Source organism: Embleya australiensis (assembly GCF_051903075.1).
Taxonomy (GTDB): domain Bacteria; phylum Actinomycetota; class Actinomycetes; order Streptomycetales; family Streptomycetaceae; genus Embleya.
On the sequence record NZ_CP182423.1, the window covers coordinates 900,893 to 919,745 of the forward strand.

Consider the following 18,853-nt stretch of genomic DNA (forward strand, 5'->3'; position numbering starts at 1 on the left):
CATGAACGCCCGTCTGAACTTCATGACCAGCCCCGTCGCGGCCAAGGCCATGAAGCACCTCATCGCGGCAAGCAAGGCACTCGCGGACTCGACGGTGCCGGCCGCGACGCGGGAACTGGTGATGCTCCGCGCCAGTCAGATCAACGGCTGCGCGGGATGCATCGACATGCACACCAAGGACGCCGCCCACGCCGGGGAAAGCTCGGTACGCCTGAACCTGGTCGTGGCCTGGCAGGAGGCCACCGTGTTCACCGATGCCGAGCGCGCCGCCCTGGAACTGGCCGAACAGGGCACCCGCATCGCCGACGCGGCGGGCGGCGTCCCGGACGAGGTCTGGGCGAATGCCGCCAAGTACTACGACGAGGACCAGCTCGCCGACCTGGTCGCCCAGATCGCCGTCATCAACGCCTTCAACCGCGGCAATGTCATGGTCCGGACGCCCGCCGGCGACTACCGGCCCGGGCAGCACGGGTGACCTGAGCCCTCCCGCTTCCTCCACACCCCGAACACACCCCCGAACCAGGGGAGGCGAGCGCCCGAGCCGCCTCCCCTGGCCACCTTCAGGCCCGCCCGTCGCGAGGCAGCGCCGGCGCCGCGAGCGCGCTCGCCAGCATGCCGGCCGTGACGATCATCGCGGTGACGAAGATCGCGTGCCCCGACGAGCGCGCGGCGTGCTCACCGGCCGAACCCAAATAGACGGACCCGTACACCGCGACCCCGAGCACCTGGGCGATCTGGGCCGTGGTGGTCATCACGCCACTCGCGTCCGCCGCGTCGGCGGGCTCGACCCGCGCCAGCGCCACGGTCAGCAGCGGGCCGGTGAGGTAGCCCATGCCGATGCCGACGACCAGTTGCAGAACCGGCAGCGCCACGCCCCCGTGCCCGCCCGAGCGCATGTCGAGGCCGATGCCGAAGTACCCGATGGCCGCGACCACGCACGCGATGGCGATCATCGATCGACGCCACCGCTCCGGCACCCGATGCCAGGTCAGGCCGCCGCCCGCGACACCGAGGGCCAGTGGCGCGAACGTCAGGCCCGTACGGGTCGCGGACTCGCCGAGCCCGGACTGCATGTGCTGCGAGAAGGCGAACAGGAAGCCGGAGTAGCCGGCCATCGCAAAGAAGTTGGCCGACGCGCCGGACACCAGCCCGGGCGTCCTCAGTACCCGGCCGGGCAACAGCGGGGCGCCGCCACGGCGTGCCACCACCCGCTCGACCACGACGAACAGGACCAGAGCCGGCACCGAGACCACGAGCGAGACCTTCGTCCACAGCGGCCACCTGCGCTCGTGGCCCAGAACCAGCGGCACGACCAGCAACAACAGTGCCGCCGTCAGCGCGATCAGGCCGGCGATGTCCAGGCTCTTGGCCTGCTCCGGCCTGCCGCGCGGCAGCACCCGCAGCCCGGCGATCACCAGCCCCACACCGATCGGCACGTTGATCAAGAACACCGGACGCCAGCCGGCGCCGCACAGGTCCGCGCTGACCAGCAGACCACCGGCGACCTGTCCGACCACCACGCCCAGCCCGATGACCGCGGCGTACAGGCTCAATGCCCGGGCCCGCGCGGCCCCCGTGAACCTGAGTTGGATCAGACTGTAGATCTGCGGCATCAGCATGGCCGCCCCGACGCCCTGCACCACGCGGGCGCCGATCAGTACGGCGGAGTTCGGAGCCAGACCGCAGCCGGCGGAGGCGGCGGTGAAGGTGACGAGACCGAACACGAACATGGCCCGGAAGCCGTTGCGGGCGCCGAGGCGGGCGCCGGTGACCAGCAGCGCGGCGTAGGCAATGGTGTAGCCGGAGACGATCAGTTGCAGCGCCGAGCCGGTGGAGCCGAGGTCGGTGCGGATGGTCGGGGTGGCGACGTTGACAATGGTCGAGTCGAGCAGGGCCATGAAGACCGCGCCCAGCATGACGACCAGCATGCGGTTGTTCCGGCGGGTGCGTTCGTCCGGGTCGGGGGGTGTCGCGACTGCGGTGGCTCCGGGACGGTCCGGGCGCGCCGGGTCCCATTTCGTCTGACTCATGTGGCCGATGGTGTTGGTACCCGTGTGCGGGTACCAGGCATCCGCTCATCCCGGTACCGGCGGTATCCGGCTACACCGAGAGGGGGTGTCCGGCCGGGCCGCGACGCCGTCCCGCACACTGGGACGGTGACGCTCATGGGCCCCGCCCCCTCCGACCCCGACTCCGCCGCCGCGGGGAGTTCCGCCGACGGCGAGGCCCGGAGGCGCTCCGAGTTGGGCGCCTTCCTCAGGCGGCGGCGGGAGCACGTCACACCGGCCGAGGTCGGCCTCCCGGCCGGAACACGACGGCGTACGCCCGGATTGCGCCGAGAGGAGGTGGCGCAGCTCTCCGGAATCGGGGTGGCCTGGTACACGTGGTTGGAGCAGGGGCGGCGGATCAACCCGAGTGTCCAGGTACTCGACGCGATCGCCCGGACGCTGAAGCTCGACCGGACCGAACGCGACCACCTGTACCGGCTCGCGGGCGTCCCGAGCGTGCCGCTCGACGCGTCGGCGCACGGTTCCCGGCCGGCGGAGAACCAGGCCATCCTCGATGCCCTGACCCCGCTTCCGGCGACGATCGTGACCACCCGCTACGACGTGCTCGCGTTCAACGACGCGTACGCGGCGCTCGATCCGGGGCTGGTGCTGCGCCCTCCGGCGGAACGCAACGTGCTGTGGCACCTGTTCACCGCCGAGGAAAACCTGCAACCGCTCGTCGAGTGGGAGCGCGAAGTCTCCTTCATGGTGGCCCAGTTGCGTGCCGAGTTCGGCCGCCGCCTGGACGACCCGCGCTGGACGGGTTTCATCCGCCGCCTGTCCGAGGCGAGTTCGCGCTTCGCCGCGATGTGGGCCAGACACGAGGTCGCCTCGTCGGCCACCCGGCGCAAGCGCTTTCGGACCGTCGACGGCGACCGGCTCGACCTGATCGCGACCGGCTTCTCGGCGACCGCCGCCGCCGACACCAGGATGTGGGTGTACACACCCGACGACCCGCGGACGGAGCAACTGCTGGCCGAACTCGTGGGCCGCTACCGGGAGATCGGCGCCACCGAATTCGTGTCACGCGGCACACGCACCGGCGGCGACAGCCAACGGCCCGAACCCGCTGTGGAATCTTCCCACTCAGCCCCGGGTGCTAAGGGATCGTGAGTACGATCTTGCCCCGGATGTGCCCCCGGGCGGCGCGTTCGTGCGCTGTCCGGGCGTCCGCGAGGGTGAACGTGCTGTCGATCGCGACGCGGATGGTGCCCGCGTCGAGCAGGCGTCCCAGTTCGGCGAGTTGCGCGCCGTTCGAGCGGACCTGGGTTGCCGTGACCGTGACGCCCAGTTCGGCGATTTCCGCTTCGTCGAACTTGCCGAAGAACACGCGGAATTGGGAGCCGCCGCGCTTGAGCGTGCGCAGGAGGCGGCTGCTGTGGGGGCCGCCGACGGTGTCGAGGACGAGGTCGACGTCGTGTACGAGGTCCTCGGGTCGGCTCTTGGTGTAGTCGATGAACTCGTCGGCGCCGAGCCCGCGCAGGAACGACTCGTGCGCGCCCGATGCCACCGCGATGACGCGTGCGCCCTGCCATTTCGCCAGCTGTAGCGCGAAGTGCCCCACGCCGCCCGCGGCGCCGTTGACGAGGACCGTCACGTCGGGGCCGAGCGGTACCGGACGGTGCCTCGCCGCCTGGAACGGCGACGGGTGATCGTGTCCGAGCTCGATCAGGAACTGCCACGCGGTGAGCCCGGCCATCGGTACCGCGGCGGCGTGCACGTGGTCGATGCCGGCCGGCTTGGGTGCGAGGTCCGCCGCGGGCGCGACCGCGTACTCGGCGTAGGTGTGCCCGTCGAAGCCGGGGAAGCGCAGGAGGCCGAAGACCTCGTCGCCGACGCAGAGGCCGTCCACGTCGGCGGCGACGGCCTCGACGACGCCGGACAGGTCCGTCCCCGGAATCACGGGCAGGTCGAACTTCGGCCTCGTCTCCGGGGGCAGGTTGGACATACCGTCGCGCAGGTACCAGTCGGGCGGATTGATGCCGGCCGCCCGCACGCGGACGAGCACCTCGCCCGGCCCCGGCTCGGGAATCGGCACCTCCTCGTACCGCAGCACCTCGGGGCCGCCGTGCGCGTGGAGCCGGATCGCCCTCATCGTGCGTGTCGGCATCGTTTTCTCCTGTCCAGACCGCGGGATACGCTTATTCGGATCAGCGATCCGCATATGTGGATCACTGATCCGAATATATGGACCACTGAACCGGATAGTCAAGAGGGACGTGCACGCATGCGGGCCGACGCCAGGAAGAACCGCGACCACCTGCTCGCAGTAGCGGGCACCGCCATCACCGAACAGGGCATCGACGTGTCGATGCGCGACATCGCGCGCAGGGCCGACGTCGGACTCGCCACGCTGCTGCGGCACTTCCCGACACGCGAGGCGCTGCTGGAAGCCCTGCTCCGCACGAGCTTCGACGAACTCACCGCACAAGCGGCCGCACTCGCCGAGACGTCGAACCCGCCCGGCGAAGCCCTCGTCTCGTGGGTACGCGATTGCGTCGCGTGGACGACCGAGTATCGGGGCGTGACCGTACTGATGGCAGCCGCCATCGCGGACACCGAATCCGCGCTCCACGCTTCGTGCGTCACCCTGCGCGCGGCCGGCGCGCGGCTCCTCACCCGCGCCCAGGCGGCGGGCACGGCGCGCGGCGACCTCGACGGCGACGACCTGTTCGCGCTGATGGCCATGCTCGCCTGGCTGGGCGACCAACCCGCACTCACCCCACGCGCCGCTCACCTCTTCAACGTCATCGCCGGCGCAATCCTGACCGACACAGGCAACTCGTGACGTGCGGGGGGTTAAACCAGGCGCGCGTAAAACCAATGAGCACTACATTCCCGGTAGACGCGATCCGATGGGCCGTCGACATCGGCCAGGACGTGACGTGGAGAATCGATGCCACCGCCACCTCTCGACATCCGCTACCACCCGGGTGCGCTCGCCGATCCCGATACCGACCTCGCCCGGGTCTTGGCCGAGGTCACCTGGGACGAAGACATGCGGGCACGCCGAACCGCCTGCTTCGGCGTGCCGTACGACTACTCCGGGCGGCGGCACGACGTCGCACCCATGCCCCCGCGAATCGCCGCGATCGGCGCCCGCGCCGGCTCACACGCCGGTCATCCCTTCGACAACTGCCTGGCGAATCTGTACGAGACCGGCGACAACACCATGGGCTTCCACCAGGACTCCTACGACGGTCTCACCCCCGGCAGCACGATCGCGATCGTCTCCCTCGGCGCGACGCGACGCCTCGTCTTCCGCAGCCTCGACCGCGACCACCGCCACGAACTCGCCCTCGCGCACGGCTCGTTGCTGCTCATGACCGCCGTGACCCAACGCGGCTGGACCCACGCCGTCCCCCGCGACCCCCCGGCCGGCCGCCGCGTCAGTCTCACCTTCCGCCACTTCGAGCCGCACCTCCCCACGAACACATAGCGAGCCCCGGCATCCGGCCGACGTCACGCCGGTCCATACGCGGTCGGTGGGCGGCCGAGAAGGTTCCTGAACGCCGCCGTGAAGGCGGCGGGATTCTCGTAGCCGAGTGTGGTCGCGACCCGGGAGACCGGCACCCCCGCCGCCAGGGGGCGCAAGGAGTGCAGGACGCAGGCGCGCTGTCGCCATTGGGTGAAGCTCAAGCCCGTACCGCCACGAAACAGACGACTGAGCGTGCGTTCGCTCACGTTGAGCGCCGTCGCCCAGCGAGCCGGCGGGTCGTGGATGTCGGGCTCGCGGAGAAACGCGTGGCACAACCGGCGCAGCCCCGGGTCCGAGGGCAGCGGCACATCGAGCGGCAGCGGTGTGAGGTTTCTGATCTCGTGCAGGAGCAGTTCGATGACGACGGCGTCGCGACCGTGGTCGGGATAACGGGGTTCCATGTCGACGGCGACGAGGATGAGCTCCCGCAGCAGCGCGGAGACGTCGACGACGCGGCAGCGCGTGGGAAACCACGGGACGGCGCTCGGCTCGATGTACAGGCTCCGCGTGGAGACCCCCGTCATGGTGACCTGATGAGCGGTCAGGGGCGGGATGAGCACCGCACGGTCGGCGGGAACGGTCCAGGTGCCGTCGATCGTCTCCACCTGCATGACGCCGGTGACGGCGTACAGGAACTGGGTGCGCCGATGCTCGTGGAACGGGAGCAGGTGGTCGTGGGGATAGTCCGTGCCGACGGCCAGCACGGCACGGTCGAGGTCGTCCACCTCCGCGACGGGGATGTTGCGCATACGGCGAAGCTACCCCCTTCTGTCCGCTGCGCGTAAGAACATGGCGAACGATCGATTGCCCGCCGGCTACGGACACCCGTAGCGTTCCGGCAGTGCCGACCCTTTTCCTTGTCCTCTTCCTGTTCGGCTGCCTGACCGGCGTCACGACGGTGCTCTTCGGTTTCGGCGGCGGATTCATCACCGTCCCGGTCGTCTACGGCTTCCAGGCCGTCACGGCCGATTCCGGCGCCGATGCGATGCATGTGGCGGTGGCGACGTCGACGGCGGTCATGCTCGTGAACGCGCTGACCACCACCCTGGTACAACTGCGCGCCGGGCGGCTCCGCCGGGAGTACATGTGGCCGCTGACCGCCTTCGTCGCGATCGGCGCCGGCCTCGGATCCCTCGCGGCCACCCGGGTCGAAGGCCCGCAGCTGCACCTCCTCTTCGCCGCCTATCTGGCCGTGACGATCATCGACAGCCTGTTGCGAAAGGGATTCCTCGTACCCGCACACGCGGCACAACCGGCGGCCCTCGGACGGCTCACCACCACATTCGGCGGAGCCGGAATAGGCGCGGTCGCCGCGTGCCTGGGAGTGGGCGGAAGCGTCATGACGGTCCCGCTCCTGCGGCGCAGAGGCCTCCCCATGGCCGATGCGGCAGCGATGGCAAACCCACTGAGCCTTCCCGTCGCGGCGGTCGGAAGCATCGTCTACGCGCTCGCCGCCACGTCCTCGACACACACGGGCCGAATCGGCTACGTCGACCTGGTCTCCTCCGCAGCTCTGCTCAGCGGCTCGCTGCCCACGATCGCCCTGGTGAAGCGCCTCGGCCGCCACGTCCCGGACCGCGTCCACTCCATCGCCTACATCGCCCTACTCGTCATCGTTCTCCTCGCAATGATCACCACCGGCAGCTGAACCGAACCCGCATCCCGCGCCGGCGTCATCCCGTGCTCGGGATTCGGTGGGTCGCGACGTAGTTTGCCGGGAAGGCGGTGGGGTCTCGGTGCCATTGGGCGAGGGTGCGGTGGGCGAAGGTCTCGCCCGTCGCGGCGACCGCTTCGAGTGGCTCCAGGTACGACAGTGTCTCGGCACGTTCGAGGCCGGCGTCGACGCGCGCCCGTAGCCCCGCCCTGCTCAGGCGGAGCAGTTCGGCCGCCGTTTCGCGCACGGGGCGGCCGGCGAGCGTTGCCCGCATGCCGCGCCGGGCGATGTCGTCGAGGGCCACGAGGTGCTGCTCGGCGGTGATGTCGCGCAGCAGTTCCCATACGGCCGCGCGCGTGGGCGCGTGGTAGGTCAATCCGCTCCAGAACGCGGGTACCGCGGCGAGGTCCGCGTAGGGGAGCCCGTCCACCGCGCGCAGTTCCAGGGTGTCGCGCAGCCGCACGTCCGGGAAGATCTGCGACAGATGGTCGCGCCAGTCCTGCATTCCCGGCCGGGTGCCGTCCTCGAAGCCCTCGGCCAGCAGGGTGCGGAACGGCACGGGGGGCACGCGCTCGCGGCTTCCGTCCGGCATGCCTCGGTGCATCATCGGCAGGCCCAGGGCCCAGTCGATGAAGAGGTCGATGCTGAAGTCCTCCCGCAGCGTCACGGGAACGACGCGGGTGCGGATCGGGTCGGCACGACTCCAGAAGCGCATCCGGCGCGACAGCAGTCCGCTCGGTTTTCCGGCGTCCATCGGCGCGTTGACGAACAGCGCGGCCGCCGGCGTGGAGGCCGCGGCCTGGACCCGGAGTTTGTCCGCGAGATCGTCGGGCGAGGTGAAGTCGAACGACACCTGCGTCGACACGATCATGGACATGATCCGCGGACCCCACTCCCCTTCCCGCCCCAGGCTCGCGAAGTGATCCCGCATCAGCGACGTACGCGAGTGCGGCATCCACCGCACGTCCTCGAAGGCCGTACACGGGTACTGCGCGCCCGGCACGAGAGCGAAACCGAATCGGTCCGCGACGGCGGCGAGCCGTTCCAGGGTCGTGCGCACGACTCCCATCAGGTCCGCGACACACGCCGCGGGAGCCGACGAATACTCCACGGCCCCGCCGTGCTCCAGGGAGACATGGCCGCCGTCGGGCAGCCGGACCCCGACGAGCGTGCCGTAGTCGTGGACGGCCTCGTTGCCGGGCTCGGCCGCGAGGTGGGCGAGGTAGGCCCCGATTCCGGTCTCGCCCTCGTACGGAATCGCCTCCGCCGTACGCGGGTTCAGCGCGGCCGACTCGATCTCGATGCCGACCAGCTCTTCCTGTTTGTCCTGCTCGAACACGCTGCGCAGTTCGGCCGGTGAAAGCACATGTGCCGCGGATGCGATGGACATGGAACACACCTTGGATTCAATGGAGCACGACGAAGCGTCGCGCGTTGGGCCAAAAGCCGACCACCGCGAAAAGCGGCCGACCATCGCGACGCCGCTGACAGCCTTCCACAACGCGGGGCGCGGGCGGCCGGGCATACGCGGACATACACCCGACCGCAGTACCCGGCCACCCGGGTCGTCGTACGGCGACCACCGACCACCGGTCGCGTCATCCGGTGCGGTCGAAACGCTCCCGTATCTCGGGTACCAATCCCGTCCGGTCCCAGGGGAAGTCCTGGTCGGGACGGCCGTAGTGGCCGTAGGTGGCGGTCGGCCGGAATCGTGCCGTGCGCAGTTCCAGGCGTTCGATCACCGCCTCCACCCGCAGGTCCACGAGGGCCGGCAGCGCCTCGGCCACCTCCGCCGCGTCCACGTCGCCGGTGCCGGCGAAATCCACGTTCACCCATACGGGTGTGGGATAACCGATGGCGTACCCGAGCCCGACCCGGCAGCGCCGGGCCAGTCCCGCCGCGACCAGGTTGGTCGCCAGGTATCTGGCCACGTAGGCGCCCGAACGATCGACCTTGGTGGCGTCCTTGCCCGAGCAGCAGCCACCGCCGTGTCGCACCAGGCCGCCGTAGGAGTCCACCATGAGTTTGCGCCCCGTGAGCCCGGCATCGGCGGACGGACCGCCCACCACGAACGTGCCCGCCGGGTTCACATAGACCCGATCCGGACGCACACCGCGATCGCGCAACGCGGGCACGACGAGCTTTTCGGTCACCGTCTCGGTCAGGTCGTCCAAAGAGAGCGCCTGCGGGTGTTGCGCCGAGACCACGACCACGGCTCGCAGCGTTCCCTCCCCGCCGGTCGCCGGGTCGCCGGTCAACTGGACCTGGACCTTGCCGTCCGGCCCCAGGAGCCGGGCGCCGTCGTCGTCGCGCGTGCCGGCGACCCGGCGTGCGATGTCGTGCGCGAGAACGCAGCCCAGTGGCATGTGTTCGGGCGTCTCGTCGGTCGCGTAGCCGTAGACGATGCCCGAGTCGCCCGCCCCGCCCAGGTCGACGCGGTGGGCGATCTCGGGTGACTGGCGGTCCAGCAACAGCTGTATCCCACTGGTGTTCGCGCTCAGGCCGTGCCGCGCCGGCTCGTGGTAGCCGACGTCCGCCAGCACGCCGCGGACCACGGCCTCGACGTCCACGTCGGCGGTGGAGGTGATCTGTCCGGTGACCACCACGACGCCCCGGGTGACCAGTACTTCGCAGTTGACGCGGGCGCGCGGGTCCGCGGCGACGTACGCGTCCAGCACGCTGTCCGACACCTGGTCGGCGACCTTGTCCGGGTGGCCGGGGCAGACCGATTCGGCGATCTGCGCCGCCGCCGGTTCGGAGGATGACAGGGGCACGGGTTCTCCTTCGCAGAGGGCTGTTCGGGGAGGGCTGTTCGGGGAGGGCTGTGCCGAAAACGCCGTTCGCAGGGGGCTGTTCCGAGAGGACTGTGCCGAAAACGCCGTTCGCAGGGAACGATTCCAAGAGGGCCGCGCGCAAAAAGCGGTTCGGGAAAGGCCGTTCGCCCTAGGGGGCAGCCGCCGCAATCCGCCCCTCCAAACACCGCGCGATCGCATCCAGCACCCGCGCCCGCTGACCGGCCGGCCCGATGGTGATTCGCAGGCAGCCCGCCAGGTCCGGAACCTTCAGGTACCGGACGAAGATCCCCCGCGCCGCGAGCGCTTCGGCGAGGTGCTCGCCCGTCGCCGGATCGGCCGGCCGCACGGTGACGAAATTGGTCGTTCCGGGCAGTACGCTCAGGCCCAGTCGGCCCAGGGCGGCCGTGTAATGCGCTCGCCCCTCCGCGGTCTGCTCGACCACGCGCGCCAGGTGCGCCTCGGCGCCGAGCGAGGCCAGCGCCGCCGCCTCGGCCACCCGGCCCACCACGTAGTGCTCGGCGCCGCGGGCCAGAGCGTCGAGCAGCGACCGGTCCCCGACCGCGTACCCGATCCGCAGCCCGGCCAGGGCGTGCGCCTTGGAGAACGTCCGCAGCCACAACATCCGGGTGCCCGTGACCTGTCGGGCGCTCAACCGCTCGGCCGGACTCTGGTACTCGGCGTAGGCGCCGTCGACCACGAGCAGCGTCGCCGCCGGCAGAGCCCGGGCCAGGGCCAGCACCGCCGCCGCGCCGTGCGAACCGCCGCCCGGGTTGTCGGGATCCGCGAGGTAGACGACATCGGCACGGCACTCGTGCGCGCGCCGCGCCAGCGCCCCCAGATCGGGCGCGTCCGCCCGGTAGGGCACCGTGTGCACGTCGGATCCGGCGGCCCGGGCGAAGTAGCCGAACGTCGGATAGGTGGACTCGCTGGTCACCGCCGTCCGGCCGGCGCCGAGGAATCCCCGCGTCGTCATGGCGAGCAGCCCGTCCACACCCGGGCCCACCATGACGGTGTCCCGGCCGGTCCGCAGCCCCGCGGCCAGCCGTTCGCGCAGCGCGAAGTGCTCGCAGTCGGGATACCGGTGCGCCTCTGCGGCCGCGGTGTGGATCGCCCGGATCACCTCGGCCGACGGACCGAACTCGTTCTCGTTGGTGCTCAATCGTTCGCGGGCGCGCAGACCCGTGGCCCGTTCCGTCATCTCCAGCGACGGAAACGGATTCTCCGCCGCCGGGCTCACGGGTTCGGCTCGGCGGCCGGCCGCCCCACCCCGAGCAGTGTGGCGAGGTACTCGTTGTATCGGCGCATGGCGAGCATCCGAAGCGCTCCGCCCGTGATCAGCTCGATGCCGGCCTCGGGTTCGGCCTCGACGATCGGCAGTACGACACCGTCCAGCCACTCGGGCCCGTGCTCCGCGTCGCCCTCCACGTGGTTGTGGAAGAACTCGAAGTCCTCGGCCGCGCCGTAGCCGTGCCGTTCCAGGCCGCGGATCACCGAGGCGTCGCGGTCCACGTCGAACAGTTCCGGCATGGCCAGGCTGCCCAGCGCCTTGAAGTGGTTCCGGCGGTTGCAGGCCAGCACGAAGTACAGGTTGTGCCCGGCGTAGGGACGCCAGTCCTCCCACGGCGGCACGGTCGGCAGGGTCAGTCCGAGGGTCTGCAGGCTGCGGGTGAACTGGAGGGTGTGCGCCCGGTGTCGTTCGCCCGCGCCGCACTCGTCCCACAGATGACGGCTGATCTCGTGCTTGACCGTCTCCATGAAGTGCGGCTGGGCCAGGACCAGCGCGTCGAAGAAGCGGTAGTTGAGATACCCGTCGGCCCGGATGAACAGGGCCAACTGGTCGATCGTGGCCCGCTCTTCCAGGCAGGTCTCCACGAGGCGGTCGAGTTCGTTGCGTTCCTTGGCCTCGGTGACGAACCAGTCCCGCACGAAGTCGGGACTGCCGGCGTCCTGCGGGGACGGCAGCCGGTCCCGGATCTCGGCGGTGTCCGCACGCAGCACCTCGTCCTCGTACAGGTGGCGGAACGCGTTGAACCAGGCGGTGCGTTCGTGCACGGCGATGCCCAGCGGGTGGCCGAGCAGCCCCTCGTACACGGTGTACGCGCTGCGGTGTACGTCGAGCAGGGCCGCCGCGTCGCCGTGGGTGCGCCCGCGCTCCTGGGCTTCGCCGAGTGCGGCCAGCAGGCGGCGGTGACCGGCGTCGAGTTCGAGCGGTTCGACCGGGCCGTCCAGGGCGGCGTTGAGCAGGCTCTCCACCGAGCCCTCCGGAACGTCCGCGGCCGGTCGCCGGACGCCTTCGCGCGGCGGAATCCGTTCCATACCCGGGTCCTCGACCATGTTTGTCCTCCACGTTCGCTACGGGGGCGGTGGTCAGTCCTCGAAAGCTTCGATGCCGTCTCGGCTCGGCCGGGAATCCTCGACGCGCACGGGCATGCGCAGGGTCGCAAGGAGTTCGTACAGGCTCAGCCCCAACTCCGCGCCGAGATCCTGAGCGGTGCGCGCCGGCGCGCCGCCGTCGTGCTCCGGCCCGATGAACGTCATCCAGTCCCCCGGGCGGGCGCCGGGCACGTCCGTCACGTCGAACTGGGTGCAGTCCATGCCGGGCCGGCCGACCATGGCGCAACTTCGCCCGCGCAGCAGTCCGCGCGGCGCGGCAGCCGATCCGGCCAGCCCGTGCGAGAAGCCGATGGCGACCGAGCCCAGGCGCCGGCCGGGGGCGACGGGCGCGGACCGGTCGTATCCGAGCCCCTCCGAGCGGGTCACGGTGACCACGTCCAGGACCCGGGCGCGTACGGAGACCGCGGGCCGGAGCCGATCGAGACGCGCACCCGCCGGGGCGGCGCGTACCCGATCGTCGGCCTGGAACAGCCCGTACAGTCCGAGCCCCGGCCGCACCCAGTCCGTCCCCCGCAACGCGTCGGGGTGCAGCAGTCCGTGCGTCGCCGCGAGCGAGGCCGCCAACCCGGGCCCCAGCACGGCGCGGGCCGAGGCCAGCCGGGCCCGGAACGCATCGGCCTGCGCCGCGGTCTCCCCCTCGTCCCGACCGGCGCTGGACAGGTGGGCGAACACCCCGGCCGGCCGCACGGCGGCACGTGCCTCATGCAGCGCGTCCAGCACTGCACCGAACCCCTCGTCCTCGCGCGGCCCGAACCGGTTGAACCCGATATTGGTCCGCAGCCACACGTCGCCCGGCGCGCCGCCCCGATCCCGCAGCACCGTGCCGTGGCGCCGGACCTGCTCCGCCGTGGCGACCGCCGGCATGAGCCGATGGCGCGCGCACGCGGCGGCGTTGTCCGCGACGTCCACGTCCATCACCAGGATCGGGACCTCGATGCCGACGTCCCGAAGCTCGGCCCCCTGGGCGACCGTGTCCACGGCCAGCGCGTCCACCCGCGCGTCGACCAGCAGGCGGGCGAGGTCGGGTGCGCCGAACCCGTACGCGTCGCCCTTGACCACGGCCATGACGCGCCGGCCCCCGGCCGCCGCGCGCAGCACCTCGAGGTTGTGCCGCACCGCGTCGGCGGACACGGTCTTCTCCAGCCGGGCGGCGGCCAGGGAGGCGACGCGCTCGCGCCGGCGGATCGCCGTCACACCACCTCCGGGTCGGGATAACGCACATGGTCCCCCTGCCAGTTGACCATTTCCAACACCCGAAAACCCTCGTCGTCCAGGACGTGTCGGGGCAGGCCGTCGGTGGAGCCGACGTCCACCAGCGGAACCGTGTACTTGCCCGTGGCGTGCGGCAGTACGTACTCGGGGACGGCGGGGTTGGAGATCCGGCGTTTGAGCGACCGCATGATCTCCACCCCGCGCTGCACCGGGATGCGGAAACACTCGGACTCGGGGCTGTGCGGCATGAAGTGGTAGAGGTAGCCCGCGTGCACACCCCGTCGATACAGGCCCATGCACAACTCCCGCATCGTCTCCGGGGAGTCGTTGACACCGCCGAGGAGCGGGACGTTCGCGAAGATGATGGGCACCCCCGCCTGCAACCTCTTGACCGCGACGTCGAATTCCGGCGTCAGCTCCCTGGGGTGGGTGACGTGCAGCCCGATCGAGACGACGCCGTGCCGGGCCAGGATCGCGGCGAGTTCCTCGTCGATCCGGTAGGGGTTGAACGTCAGGGCCCGGGTGTGGAAGCGCACCAGCAGATCGGGCCGGGCGGCCGACACCTCACCCAGCACCTGGTCGATCTGGCCGTTGGCGTGCATGAGCGGCTCGCCCCCGCTCAGGATGATCTCCTCGACCTGCGGGTGCGCGCGTAGGTAGTCCAGGGTGGCCCGCCAGTGGTCGCGGTCGAAGCTCGCCTTCGCGGAGTCCTTGTCGAGCGTGCGCAGCGCCTCGTAACAGAACTGGCAGTAGGCATGACATACGTTCGCGTACCGCAGGATCAGGCGGTTGTCGTACTTGTGCTGCGCGATGGGCGTGACCATCTCGTGCGGGAGTTCCCAGTTCTCGGTCTTGCCGTCGTAGGCGTACGGTTCGTCGTCGCCGCCGCCGAACCGCTGCGGGGCGACCTGCTTCCACAGCGGGTCGTCGAGCGCCGGTCCGCCCGTGGTCGGGTCGGTGGCGACCAGGCTCAGGTAGTAGGGCGTCACCTGGAAACGCCTGGAGAGGTTGTGCCGGGTGATGCGATCCAGGATCTCCTGGTCGCACCCGGGAAAACGCGTCCGGAACTGTCCGGCCGTGCGGATCGCGTTGCGCTGCTGCCACTTCCAGTCGGTCCATTCGCCGTCCGGGGTGGACTCCCCGTCCTCGGCGCACCGGACTGCGTCGGTGGTCATCCTGCTCTCCTCGGAGTGGAGTGACGCGCATGGGGTCGGGCGTTGCTCGGGTGTTGCTCATGCGTGGCTGCGTGGCTCAGGCGTGGCTCAGGCGTGGCTCATGACACCGGGACAGCCGAGGTGATCGGCTCCCCTCCGATCATCTGGCGAACGGCTTCGGCGGCACGCGTGCGCAGTTCCGTGAGGGACGAGGAGGAGTAGAACGCCGCATGGGGGCTGATCAGGGCCCTGGGGTGGTTCCGCAGCCAGTGGGGGATGTCCGGCTCACCGTCGACGACGTCCAGGCCCACCCGCGCGGGTCGCTCCTCGGCCAGCGCGCCTTCCAGGGCCGAGAGGTCGATCAGCCCGCCGCGAGCGGTGTTGATCAGGACGGACCGTCGCCGCATGCGGTGCAGTCGGTCGGCGTTCAGCAGATGGCGGGTGTCCGCGGTCAGCGGTACGTGCAGGCTGACGACGTCGGATTCGGCGAGCAGTCGGTCCAGGTCGTGGCGCCGCTCCACGGCGAGCGCCTTCTCGATCCCGGGATGGTTGTACGGGTCGAAGAACACGACCCGGAGCCCGAACGCCTCGGCCCGCCGGGCCACCGCGAGCCCGATGCGTCCGAGACCCACCACTCCCCAGACCAGTCCCCGCAGCCGTCGTGGGTCGCCGATGGCCCGCCAGTCCCATCCGCCGTTCGCCACATGGTCGCGCAGCTCGCCGAGGCGTCGTTCCAGGGCGAGGAAGAGCGCCAGCGTGTGGTCGGCGACCTCCTCGGTTCCGTAGTGGGGAACGTGGTAGACGGGGACGCCGTGTGCCCGGGCGGCGTCGACGTCGACGTGGTCGTAGCCGACGCTGGCGCAGACCACGGCCCGGCAGCCGGCGGATTTCTCGAAGAACTCGGCGTCCAGGGCGACCCGGTGCCACAGGATGACGTAGTCGGCATCCATGTCGAAGAGCAGGTCACGTCGATGCGCCGGTACGATCAGCGGCCGCACGTCGGCGTGTGGGCCGATGACCTCCCCTTCCAGTTCGGCGCCCTCGGCGTATCCCGCCCCCGGAGCGTCCAGCACCACGACCGACGGCCGGGGATCCGTGCCGGGCGAGGGTTGCCGTCGAGGATCGACGCTGCGATGAGTCGTCAATCTTCAGCCTTTCTCCGTAGTCGGATGGGGCATGAGCAGTAATTGAATCCACACGGCGCGTGATGGACCAGCTGTTTTTCGGCCTTGTGCCACTTCGCTTCATACAGGGCGTTTGTGCGATTGCTCCGGCACGGATGGCCGATACCCGACCCCCGGCGTGACGGGTGGGATCGCGACCCGGGGCCGATCGGCGCCGACCGCTACACAGCGTGACAATGTCGCGGGCTGCCCCGCACCGATGAGTTCCGCCGACGTTTCCGGTCCACACCTCAGAGCAGCTTCATCCGACCCGGGAGGAACCATGACCGACCAGAGCACCGGCGCCCTGCCCCCGGTCGTCGAGCAGCACGAGTGGCAGGCCGCGCTCGACGACCTGCGGGCGCGGGAGAAAGCCGCCACCCGCGAACTCGACGCCATCGCCGCACAGCGCCGCAGGCTGCCGATGGTCGAGCTCCCGGACTACACGCTGATCGGTCCGGACGGCCCGATCCGGCTGGTCGACGTCTTCGACGGGCGCTCCCAGCTCATCACCTACCACCACATGTGGTCCGAGGGCGCAAAGTGGCAGTGCGGCGGCTGTACCGGACTGACGTCGCAGTATGTGCGGCTCGACTTCCTCGCCAACTACGACGCCCGCTTCGTCATCGTGACCCAAGGGTCCATCGACGAAGCGCTCGCCTATCGGGCCAAGGTCGGCAACACGATGGCGTGGTACTCGTCGGCGGAAAGCTCGTTCGGCGCCGACGTGGGCGCGCCGCCCGGTGGGGGCTTCGCGGTGAACGTGTTCCTCCGCGACGGCGACACGGTCTACCGCACCTGGCACACCGCCGGTCGCGGTACCGAACAACTCAGCCACACCTTCCCGTTGATCGACATCCTGCCGTGGGGTCGGCAGGAGGAATGGCAGGATTCGCCCGAGGGTTGGCCGAAGTCGCCCACCTACTCCAAGTGGCTCGGCTCGCCCGATGTCGCCCGGCTGTACGGCCCGAACCCGGATGCCGACAGGGAAGGGCGATGAAGCCGGCACACGCCGGCCGGCTGCCGATCAACGGTCTGAGCCTCTATCACGAAGTGCACGGCGAACTCGGCACGTCGGCGACGCCTCCGTTGTTGCTCATCCCCGGCGGGTTCATGGGCACCGAGACGATGGCGCCGTGGGTGTCGACCTTCGCCGATCGGCGCACCGTGATCGTCTTCGACCAGCAGGGGCACGGCCGCACCCCGGACATCTCGCGCGCGATGTCGTACGAGCGATTCGCCGACGACGCCGGGGCGTTGCTGCGGGCGCTGAAGGTCAAGCGCGCGGATGTGCTGGGCTACTCGCAGGGCGGCGGGGTCGCGCTGCAACTGGCCCTCCGGCACCCGGCGCTCGTCGGGAAATTGGTCTCGCTGTCGGCCACCTGTCGCCGGGACGGCTGGTACCCGTCGGTGTCGAAGGCCATCGAGGGCCTCGGCGCCTCGGCGTTTGCCGGTACGCCCGTCGAGCGGGCATTTCGCGAACATACGCCGGACGCCGCGGCGTTCGACGCCTACGTCGCCAAGATGAAGGTTTTGGGCATCGACGACCAGCACATCACCGACGCGCAGATGCGCTCGATCGCCGCGAAGACGATGGTCATCGCCGGGGACGCGGATGCCGTGCGGCCGGAACACGCACTGGCCATGTTCCGGCTGCGCGGTGGCGGCGACGAGGAGGCGGCGGGCTCGGGGATGCTGCAAGGGGTTCCGGCCGCGCGCCTGGTGATCCTGCCCGCGACGTCGCATGTCGGCATCTTCGGGGAGTCGGCGGTGTTGGGGCCGATGGTGACCGCGTTTCTCGACGACGTGCCGCCGACGGCGCCGGATGTCTTCGAGGGCCGCCCGAGCGCGTAGGCCCGCCCGAACGCGTAGGCCCGCCCGAACGGCGTAGGCCGCCCGCGCGCCCGGCCTACGCCGTTCGGGGCCTGCGCTGCCAGGTCGCGACCGCGGGCCGCGCGGGCGACCCACCGCACCGAAACCCCGAGCCCGGCGGGCCGACGGGCGTCGGCGGACGCGGCCGCGTGCCGATCGTGGGGACGTCCTCGGCGTTGCTCCCGGCGGCGGCGCGGTACGCGCCGGGGGGCATGCCCGTGGCGGTGCGGAAGGCCCGGTTGAACTCGGCGGGCCGGGTGAACCCCCAGCGGGCGGCGACGGCGTGCACGGGCAGGTGGGCCATGGCGGGGTCGGCCAGGTCCCGTCGGCAGCGGTCCAGGCGCCGGTGGCGGACGTAGGCGCTCGGCGACGTGCCGTGCGTCCGGAAGATCCGTTGCAGGTAGCGGGTCGAGATCCGGTGGGCCGCCGCGATCGCCGCGGGGCTCAGTTCCGGTACGTGCAGGTGACGGTCGACGAACGCGGTGATCCGCAGGAACAGCACGTGCTGCGAGGAGCCTGCCGCCGACGCACCCTCGCCGTCGGTGTGGTGGGCCACCACGGCCGCGGCCAGGTCGAGCGCGATGTGGCCCAGCCGGGCGTGGTCCTCGGGTGTGTAGAGCGCGGCCTCGTCGGCCACATCGGTCATGAACCGGGCCAGGAGCCGGCCGACTCCGCGCGTGCCGCACAGGGGGGTCGCCAACAGTCGCGCGACCTTGGACTCCGGCACGGGCAGCAGTCGTTTCGGGATCTGCAGCACCACCGACCCGGACGCCGTGTCCGGGGCCTCGGCACCGGCGTCGAAGGGACGGGAGCTGTCCACCAGGACGAGGTCGCCGGGTCCCAACGAGGCTTGGTTGTGCGCCTGTTCGACGCCCTGACGGCCGTGGCGGAGCAGGGCGAGCAGGTACACCTCGGGGTCCGAGCGCCGGATCGCCGCCGGTGTGCGCCGGCATGCCCGTGACCCGTGGGAGATCGCGGACATCCGGACGATGCCCCGGGTCACGATCGACACGCGCGCTCCGTGGGCGGGTGGCTCCGCGGCCGGGTTGCCGCCCCGGGGTAACGCCTCTTGGTCGAACACCG

18 protein-coding genes are annotated in these 18,853 nt (G+C 70.8%); 7 read left to right on the top strand and 11 right to left on the bottom strand.

Annotation, left to right across the window (positions count from 1 at the left end):
* Position 1 precedes the first annotated feature (1 nt).
* Positions 2-475 (top strand): carboxymuconolactone decarboxylase family protein, encoded by a 474-nt coding sequence (locus ACMXN5_RS34155; RefSeq protein ID WP_439678769.1) that lies wholly within the window; start codon positions 2-4, stop codon positions 473-475.
* A gap of 85 nt (positions 476-560) precedes the next feature.
* Here the strand turns inward: ACMXN5_RS34155 and ACMXN5_RS34160 are convergent, their stop codons facing one another.
* Positions 561-2,030 carry an MFS transporter gene (locus ACMXN5_RS34160; RefSeq protein WP_439678770.1) on the bottom strand — a complete coding sequence of 490 codons (1,470 nt, stop codon included), beginning with the start codon at positions 2,028-2,030 and terminating at the stop codon, positions 561-563.
* A 135-nt stretch (positions 2,031-2,165) separates the two neighbouring features.
* On the opposite strand from ACMXN5_RS34160, the gene ACMXN5_RS34165 reads away from it, so the two are divergent.
* Positions 2,166-3,161 carry a helix-turn-helix transcriptional regulator gene (locus tag ACMXN5_RS34165; RefSeq protein ID WP_439681338.1) on the top strand — a complete coding sequence of 332 codons (996 nt, stop codon included), beginning with the start codon at positions 2,166-2,168 and terminating at the stop codon, positions 3,159-3,161.
* Here the strand turns inward: ACMXN5_RS34165 and ACMXN5_RS34170 are convergent.
* Complete coding sequence (locus ACMXN5_RS34170; RefSeq protein ID WP_439678771.1) at positions 3,148-4,158, bottom strand: NADP-dependent oxidoreductase; 1,011 nt, start codon at positions 4,156-4,158, stop codon at positions 3,148-3,150. The two genes, ACMXN5_RS34165 and ACMXN5_RS34170, sit on opposite strands and share 14 nt — an antisense overlap.
* 117 nt (positions 4,159-4,275) lie before the next feature.
* On the opposite strand from ACMXN5_RS34170, the gene ACMXN5_RS34175 reads away from it, so the two are divergent.
* Both ACMXN5_RS34175 and ACMXN5_RS34180 read left to right on the top strand, forming a co-directional pair.
* Positions 4,276-4,836, top strand: a complete 561-nt coding sequence (locus ACMXN5_RS34175) for a TetR/AcrR family transcriptional regulator (protein WP_395794998.1) — start codon at positions 4,276-4,278, stop codon at positions 4,834-4,836.
* A 108-nt stretch (positions 4,837-4,944) separates the two neighbouring features.
* A complete protein-coding gene (locus ACMXN5_RS34180) occupies positions 4,945-5,487 on the top strand; it encodes an alpha-ketoglutarate-dependent dioxygenase AlkB (RefSeq protein ID WP_439678772.1) in 543 nt (180 codons plus the stop codon).
* A gap of 23 nt (positions 5,488-5,510) precedes the next feature.
* Here ACMXN5_RS34180 and ACMXN5_RS34185 read toward each other — a convergent pair whose 3' ends face one another.
* Complete coding sequence (locus tag ACMXN5_RS34185; protein ID WP_439678774.1) at positions 5,511-6,275, bottom strand: AraC family transcriptional regulator; 765 nt, start codon at positions 6,273-6,275, stop codon at positions 5,511-5,513.
* Between the two features lie 92 nt (positions 6,276-6,367).
* Between ACMXN5_RS34185 and ACMXN5_RS34190 the strand changes: the two genes are divergently transcribed.
* Positions 6,368-7,174, top strand: a complete 807-nt coding sequence (locus ACMXN5_RS34190) for a sulfite exporter TauE/SafE family protein (RefSeq protein ID WP_439678775.1) — start codon at positions 6,368-6,370, stop codon at positions 7,172-7,174.
* 25 nt (positions 7,175-7,199) lie between these two features.
* Here the strand turns inward: ACMXN5_RS34190 and ACMXN5_RS34195 are convergent, their stop codons facing one another.
* The 7 genes from ACMXN5_RS34195 to ACMXN5_RS34225 all read right to left on the bottom strand — a co-directional run bounded on the left by ACMXN5_RS34195 (position 7,200) and on the right by ACMXN5_RS34225 (position 15,880).
* Positions 7,200-8,570, bottom strand: coding sequence for a glutamate-cysteine ligase family protein (locus ACMXN5_RS34195; RefSeq protein WP_439678776.1), 1,371 nt, complete (start codon positions 8,568-8,570; stop codon positions 7,200-7,202).
* Between the two features lie 208 nt (positions 8,571-8,778).
* A complete protein-coding gene (gene metK / locus ACMXN5_RS34200) occupies positions 8,779-9,954 on the bottom strand; it encodes a methionine adenosyltransferase (RefSeq protein ID WP_439678777.1) in 1,176 nt (391 codons plus the stop codon).
* A 169-nt stretch (positions 9,955-10,123) separates the two neighbouring features.
* A complete protein-coding gene (locus ACMXN5_RS34205) occupies positions 10,124-11,173 on the bottom strand; it encodes a pyridoxal phosphate-dependent aminotransferase (RefSeq protein WP_439678778.1) in 1,050 nt (349 codons plus the stop codon).
* 35 nt (positions 11,174-11,208) lie between these two features.
* Positions 11,209-12,291, bottom strand: a complete 1,083-nt coding sequence (locus tag ACMXN5_RS34210) for an iron-containing redox enzyme family protein (protein WP_439678780.1) — start codon at positions 12,289-12,291, stop codon at positions 11,209-11,211.
* Positions 12,292-12,342: 51 nt separating this feature from the next.
* Positions 12,343-13,563: an alanine racemase gene (locus ACMXN5_RS34215; RefSeq protein ID WP_439678781.1), complete on the bottom strand. Its 1,221-nt coding sequence runs from the start codon at positions 13,561-13,563 to the stop codon at positions 12,343-12,345.
* A complete protein-coding gene (locus tag ACMXN5_RS34220) occupies positions 13,560-14,756 on the bottom strand; it encodes a KamA family radical SAM protein (protein WP_439678783.1) in 1,197 nt (398 codons plus the stop codon). The genes ACMXN5_RS34215 and ACMXN5_RS34220 overlap by 4 nt, the downstream gene beginning before the upstream one ends.
* A gap of 98 nt (positions 14,757-14,854) precedes the next feature.
* A complete protein-coding gene (locus ACMXN5_RS34225; protein WP_439678784.1) occupies positions 14,855-15,880 on the bottom strand; it encodes a C-terminal binding protein in 1,026 nt (341 codons plus the stop codon).
* 301 nt (positions 15,881-16,181) lie between these two features.
* Between ACMXN5_RS34225 and ACMXN5_RS34230 the strand changes: the two genes are divergently transcribed.
* Together ACMXN5_RS34230 and ACMXN5_RS34235 are read left to right on the top strand one after the other, a co-directional pair.
* Entirely contained in the window at positions 16,182-16,898 is a 717-nt protein-coding gene (locus tag ACMXN5_RS34230; RefSeq protein WP_439678785.1) for a DUF899 domain-containing protein, read from the top strand.
* Entirely contained in the window at positions 16,895-17,752 is an 858-nt protein-coding gene (locus ACMXN5_RS34235; protein WP_439678786.1) for an alpha/beta fold hydrolase, read from the top strand. Before ACMXN5_RS34230 ends, ACMXN5_RS34235 begins: the two co-directional genes overlap by 4 nt.
* A gap of 55 nt (positions 17,753-17,807) precedes the next feature.
* Here the strand turns inward: ACMXN5_RS34235 and ACMXN5_RS34240 are convergent, their stop codons facing one another.
* Complete coding sequence (locus tag ACMXN5_RS34240; protein ID WP_439678787.1) at positions 17,808-18,782, bottom strand: helix-turn-helix domain-containing protein; 975 nt, start codon at positions 18,780-18,782, stop codon at positions 17,808-17,810.
* Positions 18,783-18,853: the final 71 nt, after the last annotated feature.